Here is a 6,765-nt window from a genome sequence, read left to right on the forward strand (position 1 = left end):
TCCAGTCTATCCACTAAGTCCTCCTCCTTCACACCGAGCATCTTCCTAAGAGCACTTAACGGCATACTACTCCTAAGCCTCTCCTCGATCTCCCGAACAATCCTCTCAACATCCTCATCACTAACCCACTCCGGCACACGAAGACGAATAGTTACAACACGAACCAATACTCAGCACCTCCTACACTGAGATATACCATGCAAACCTAATAATATTAAACCACACATCCTCGAAGCACGCCACACGAAACATCACGGTGAATCTCCAGCTAAGATAGTGTAGGTGATTCCCGTAGACGTATAGTCCGTTATATAGTATAAGCGATCGGTCCCATAGTGTGACTTAGGGCTGCAACGTCTTTGATCGTTTTTGGATGCTTTTATATGAATTCGTGGTTAATACCCTTCAAGGCTATTAGGTATGCTGATGCCATATCCCCAAAAAAGCTTATAAGCCATATAGGCTGAGAACCTTGTTGGCGACCCCGGGTTTCCAAGACCCGTGGCTGAACCGCGGTGAGGGGGCCCGGGGAGACCGTGATGAGCCCGAGGGCGGCTAAAATGAACATAAACGATAATAAAAGACCGCTCTCGGGTGAACGGTCTCTAAATAGCTAAGTATATGTATTATCCCTTGAAGTCTACTGACTATCTCCCTAAGAACCTCTTCTACCTCTGCTCTTTCTCTAAGCTCCTCCAGCTCCTTGATCTCCTGACTGCCTGCTCGATATCCATATGCGTTGCTATGAGATATATAGCTGTATTCTGACCTGGCCTCATCTAGAGATTCCACCACACCCAGAGGGCTCGCCTAGCCCATCCCATGGGTTCATGGGTGGCTGTCGAGCCCAACGGCACGAGGCTCCCATCTAGGGTAAACCTGAATAGGCTTGGAGCAGCGCTCCCATCACCCAGGCGGATCAAAATATATAAGCTTATCCTCTAAGCATCAAAAAGATTTCAGCCCCTCCAGCCGAGCTTGAGATCCTTTATGGTCTCGATATAGCTGGAGGTTTAAAAAGTAGACCCCGGCTAGGGCATATTACTCAGAGTTACCCCTATTATCTAGCTGTGCAACGCCGTACCTCCTGGGATCCTCGACCTCTTTTAGAAGTACATATGCATCGTAGGATCCCTCGGGAAATCTTCTCAAATACTCCGCAATTCCTCCTTGGAGAAGGTTATTACTTAGATAGACCTCAAATGGATAGTCACCCGCGAATTCCCTAGCAAGCCCCACAGCATGGGCTATCCCGAGGGGGCTTGTCCCGGGATATATAGATTATTCTACATTCAAATCTAGAATCATCACTATATCTCTCAATAACCCTCTCAAGGTATAGGTCTCTGTAGGATCGTTATATCTCTAACCCTACAAGAAACTAGATCCTCGAGGATATACTGGGAGACTGGCTTATCGGCTATGGGGATCAGCTGTTTAGAATCGCTAGAGGTGAGAAGTCTAGGCCTGGTTTCAAGCCCGCTACGGAGGATGATACCCTTAACTAAGATCCACAGCTACCCAAGAATTCATAATAAAAAGACATATTTATAATAGATGGATCTAAAAGTCGCGATCCATATAGATCAGCATTCCTGTCTTATCTATAGTAACTCCCTTCACAGATCCTTATCTCCACGTAGTACGAGCCTATTGATAGTGAGCCAAGGATGTCTCTATCGAAGTTCTCAGGGATCTTCTCCCAGGGCTCGATATCCCCTGGAACTACGTAGAAGAGCGGATGAGGCTCAAAGCACCCTTGTTCCACTAAGTCTAAGAACCATTCCCTAGATCTTATATATAGCTTTTTAAGTAGATGTAGAACCTCATATCTAAGCTGTGCATCGCTCACCGGGAGTCTAAGCGAGAGATCTACCAGGCCTCGGTTGAACTTGCTATCGCTAAACCTATAACCCCTTCTCCTTCCCTCCAGCCATATATAATATATATAGGTATTTATTGATCTCAGGGGCTCACGGCTATTCTTAAACCTTGAAAGCTGGGGGTGGTTCCTATAGCCTCTGGTTAAGCCCTCCAAGACTCTGAGAGCAAGTATCGATTCTCTCCAAAGAGCTATCAAGCCTATTGGGTCGAGGTACTCAGGCTTTATACTCCATAACCTCATGTAGATCACCATCTCATTTTATGAAACCACGAAGAGAGAAGATCAAAAGATCCTTGTGTCGCACAGGTACCCACCCATTAAGAATAATTTATAGAACTGCTAGAAAGCCCTTCTTATATATTATATAAATAAATGCTAGAAACCCCATGGTGGAGTTTATTAGGGGGAATCTCCAATATATCTTCTCAACATCGCCTCCTCTTACCAATATATACACAGGGATCAAAGGATAGATTAGAGAGGGAAGCAATAGTATATCACGCCAAACAGCTACTATTGAGGCTACACCCCAGTTAGCTGCACAGAATAAGAGGGCGCCTCTCCAACCCAGAAGAGTCGCAACGGTTCTCAAACCCGCCTTTTTATCATACTCAATGTCCGGGATCGCTGAGAATGCATGCATCGCAGCCGACCAAGATATAGATGCGATCAATATATCTATTCCGGGCACATTGTTCGTATTCTGGGCATACCCAACCAAGAGGGGCATGGCATATAGGGCGTTTGAATATGAATCTAGCAGAGCCTTCGACTTAAGCCTTATAGGCGGAGCACTATATATCGTTGATAAGGCTACAAAGATCCCTAGAAAGATCCTAGATAACCCCTGGAGAAATATTAGAGCCAGAAGAGATATTAGCAGGGATGATGCAATAACCAGCACAAGAACCTTAACCCCTACACTAAGCGAGAGAACCTCCTTAGACCCCTTCTTCGGATTAAGAATATCTGTATCTCGATCAAATAGATCGTTGATCCCATACAGGTAGAAGTTAGCGGGGATCATAAAGTATATCAAGGTGCCCAGAAAGGCGGGGGACATGAGATCATAAAGAGACGCTGAGGATGCGGTATAGCCTAGAAGGTAAGGTCCTGCTGTGTATAACCAAAACCTAGGCCTCGATATAGAGATCAACATCTTCAGATCCATATTATCACCGCGTTGAGAAGACCATATGATATAGATCTTAGCCTCGAAGGCTTAACCCCGGATCTTAAGACCAGTTCCGGCGCTCTATATATCTTCTTTGCAGCCCACTTATATAGATCAGAAGCTGTTTTTATCGGAATGAGATATCTCTTGGGTATATATCTATATCCATGCTCGGCGTCTCTGATCATTTTAAAGAACCTTCTAACCTGGAATCGAATGAACTCTCTGAATTCAGGTGAGCTGCAAAAGCATTCCACCCCGAATCTCTCTAGATCCTCTTTCGGCATGTAAACCCTACCGAGCTTTAGATCCTCTCCTATATCTCTCACCATGTTGATAAATTGATAAGCCCTGCCAAGCTTCATAGCACTTTCATATGAATCTTCGGAGAGCCCCATTATCTTGGCCATGAAAACACCTATTACCTCTGCAGATCCGTATATATACCTGAGAAGCTCTTCGAATGTTTGGTACTCCCTAATATATAGATCCATCTCCATGGAGCTCATGAAAGCCTCTATATGCTCCACCTCAAACCCTCTTCTCCTCGAGAGATCTGCGAAGGCATCTATATACCATATCCCGGTCCTCTCCCCTTCTAAAGCCCTTAGTGTTAGCTCCCATGCTCGATAGAAGTCGTCTACCTTGGGTTCCGGCACATCAACGAGATCATCTATGGTTCTTACAAAGGCATATAGCAAGGCCACATCATCCCTGACTCTTTTGGGGAATAGCTTGCTAGCATAGTAGAATGTCTTGCTACTCTTTCTGAAGATCTCGTAGGCCTCATCGTAGATCATTTTCGATCGCCCTCGCAACAATCTGAGCCGAGGCGAGGACCATGGGGACACCAATGCCTGGATGCACATACTGACCCACGAAGTAGAGGTTATTCACCTTTCTACTCTTGATCGATGGCCTATAATAAGCCGTTTGATCAAATGTATGCCTTAGACCTAGAGCGGTGCCCATAAAAGCATTGTATCTACGCTCGAAGCTCTGGGGAGTGAAGATCATCTTTATACTAGGCTCCAGCCTCAGACCCAGATCCCTTTCAACCCTCCTCACAAGGAGCTCATAGAGATCCGCCCAGTTGGTTCTCAGCCCAGGGGCTACGGGGACTAGAATCATGATCCCGGGCTTATCGGATCCTATTAGGGATAGGGGGTTATGAATATAATATGACGGATTATTTGGTAGCCCGGGGTCTCTGAATATCCTGTGAAAATGCTCCTCCCAGGAATTGATTACTATTATATGATGTGAATCCTTTAACTCTTTCTTCAGACCAAGATATAGTATGAATGCCGATGGAGCTAGCTTCCTCGATAGCCAGTATTCTTCATCATAGCCTCTATATCTCTCCTCAATAAGATCTAGCTCCACATGTGCATAGTCAGCATTAGCTATAACTATATCAGCACGATGATCCCCACATGTGGACTTAACACTCTTTACAACCCCATCCATAATCTCTATCTTCCTAGCCTCACAGCCAGTCAGTATCCTTCCCCCCTTATCGATCACATAGCTCTCTAGAAACCTAGGCACCTCGCTCATACCCCCTTGGGGGTAGTAGACGCCTCCTCGAAACAGCGAGTGGATCATTAGGAGGAGATATAGCGAAGGAAGCTCCCAGGGAGGCGTTCCAAGGAAGAGCGAGTCATAGCCCAACAAGATCTTTGGCTCCTCTCTCTTGAACAACCTGTTAAGCATCTTCTGGGCCGGCTCTATATACCTAAAGATCTTGAATATACTAGGGGTCAGCATGTCCCATGGCCTTCTATAGTCTCTATATAGGAGCTTCTCCACGACAAGCCTATATAGGCCGGTCGATGTATTAAGAATCGATATGAACTTCTCGCCAGACCCCGGCTCGATCTCTTCGAGTCTTGACGCAAGATCCTCTACATCTTGACGAACATCGATCCTCATACCATTAATATAAATAGAGAACATGGGATCGAGAGCCCTGAGCCTCCTATAATACCTAGGGAGAACCCCTAGTTCGTAGAAGTAGTTTCTATATATATCATCCATCATATACCATGTAGGACCCATATCGAAGCCGTGGCCATCTACATATAGATAGGATGCTCGGCCCCCCACGTTATTGTTCTTCTCGATAATGGTTACATCATACCCTTTTCTCAGAAGAAGCGCTCCAACAGCTAGCCCTCCAACGCCTCCCCCGACTATGAGGATCCTCTTCATGGCTCTTCGAAGGAGATGTGGTGAAGTTCTATTAAGTCGGTGTAAAAAGATTTTTTATAGTTGTCGATTGAAGTTCTCAATAGGATCTATATGAAATGGTTATACTAGTCGGATATCTATCTGTAGATAATATCCCCTATATATTGGGTGCTAACGATATCTACTCTATTTCTAGAAATCCATAGTCATATATGATCATTATATCTACCTCCCTATCTTGACCTCTTATTTCCGAGATGAATTTCTTTGCATCATAGCTATCAATAAATGCTATTATGAAAAAAGCATTAGATCCCTCAGCTATGTGTAATAATACTTCATACTCTATCCCAACCGGTAGTAATAGCTTATCTGCCTTCCTAGTGAAAATAACAACCAGCTTTATTCCCGCCCTATCGAGATCTAGTATTGGGATTACCCTTACAAGCCTTCTCTTCTTAAGCCACCTATAGATCTTGATCACTGACCTTCTCTCCAGACCCGATATCTCAGCCAGCCTCGAGAAGCTAGCTCTGGGCTCAGATCTCAGAGCCCTTATAAATTCATCCACAATCCTCGATCTTCTATATAGTCTCTGCGGAGGTATATACGACATATAATAGCTGACAGCCCTCCCTTTCAAATACTCCATATCCTTTCCAAGGTTTTCAAGAGAAGAAGAGTAGATCTCCAGCAACTCTATTTTTTCAAGGCAAGAGGCCCAAGAGGAGATCCTTTTGAAATCATTTATTTTACTATCCACAGCGACAAATCCATAGTAATAGCCATATAGATTAGGCGATATTCTTAGCGAAAAGCTCTTAATGATATCCCTGCTAATAAATGCCCTTAATTTGTAGCTGATCAGCTGAGGAGACAAGCCGGTATATCTAGAAAGCTCTCTAATTGATGCTCTACCATCTCTAAGCAGTCCTATCAAGACCCTCTTATCAATGGCTTCAATCGCCATATCCTTACTAATCCCAGAAGAATAGCTCATAAGGCCATAAATATCTCTTACCTCGCAGAAACCTATAAGAGAAATCGATAGAGGGGAGCCCTTAGGATGGGGAAGAGAGTCAGTGGACATATATGCAATGCTCTCTAAGGTTCATATCTAGAGCTCGTTATCGATATAGCTATATACACAAAATAATTCTTCTAAGATTCTGAGGAATATCTATATATCACCGACTGTTCTAAATATGATGATTAAAATATTTGTATTAGTCGTTATAAACCTAATAAATGAGGCGATATAGCTATACCTTCAGCGATATCTATAACATAGTAGTGGGGATTCAGAGTTATGTGGATAAAAGCGTTGGTATAAGAGAATCTAAGGAGTTGGTTGTGATCCCCATGAATACCCCTAGTAGCTCAGTAGATAGAGTAGTGATCATGGCTCCTAAGTATATCTATGAAAAGAGCGGGGAGAGAAGTCTGGATCTCGAGGATCTCGTGTTAAGAGCCTTTAGAGAGACTCTCAATCTCGATCCTGTAGAGGTTGCTA

General features: G+C 44.1%; 7 protein-coding genes. 1 reads left to right on the forward strand and 6 read right to left on the reverse strand.

All coding sequences use genetic code 11. The features are described 5' to 3' along the window. Positions 1–1,041: 1,041 nt before the first annotated feature. From QXE01_10605 to QXE01_10630, 6 genes are all read right to left on the reverse strand, one after another. On the reverse strand, positions 1,042–1,239 hold the full coding sequence (locus tag QXE01_10605; protein ID MEM4971686.1) for a hypothetical protein: 198 nt from the start codon (positions 1,237–1,239) through the stop codon (positions 1,042–1,044). Between the two features lie 361 nt (positions 1,240–1,600). Next, positions 1,601–2,125 (reverse strand): pyrimidine dimer DNA glycosylase/endonuclease V, encoded by a 525-nt coding sequence (locus QXE01_10610; protein MEM4971687.1) that lies wholly within the window; start codon positions 2,123–2,125, stop codon positions 1,601–1,603. An 88-nt stretch (positions 2,126–2,213) separates the two neighbouring features. Then, complete coding sequence (locus QXE01_10615) at positions 2,214–3,056, reverse strand: prenyltransferase (GenBank protein ID MEM4971688.1); 843 nt, start codon at positions 3,054–3,056, stop codon at positions 2,214–2,216. Beyond that, complete coding sequence (locus tag QXE01_10620; GenBank protein MEM4971689.1) at positions 3,047–3,859, reverse strand: phytoene/squalene synthase family protein; 813 nt, start codon at positions 3,857–3,859, stop codon at positions 3,047–3,049. Before QXE01_10620 ends, QXE01_10615 begins: the two co-directional genes overlap by 10 nt. Then, a complete protein-coding gene (gene crtI / locus QXE01_10625) occupies positions 3,846–5,273 on the reverse strand; it encodes a phytoene desaturase family protein (GenBank protein ID MEM4971690.1) in 1,428 nt (475 codons plus the stop codon). The genes QXE01_10620 and crtI overlap by 14 nt, the downstream gene beginning before the upstream one ends. A gap of 160 nt (positions 5,274–5,433) precedes the next feature. Beyond that, the gene (locus QXE01_10630) at positions 5,434–6,222 is read right to left on the reverse strand and encodes a winged helix-turn-helix transcriptional regulator (GenBank protein ID MEM4971691.1); all 789 of its coding nucleotides are present in this window, start codon (positions 6,220–6,222) and stop codon (positions 5,434–5,436) included. 341 nt (positions 6,223–6,563) lie between these two features. Between QXE01_10630 and QXE01_10635 the strand changes: the two genes are divergently transcribed. Continuing rightward, on the forward strand, positions 6,564–6,765 hold a 202-nt coding region (locus QXE01_10635; protein ID MEM4971692.1), incomplete at its 3' end, for a hypothetical protein.

It is taken from the genome of Sulfolobales archaeon, from assembly GCA_038897115.1.
GTDB lineage: Archaea > Thermoproteota > Thermoprotei_A > Sulfolobales > AG1 > AG1.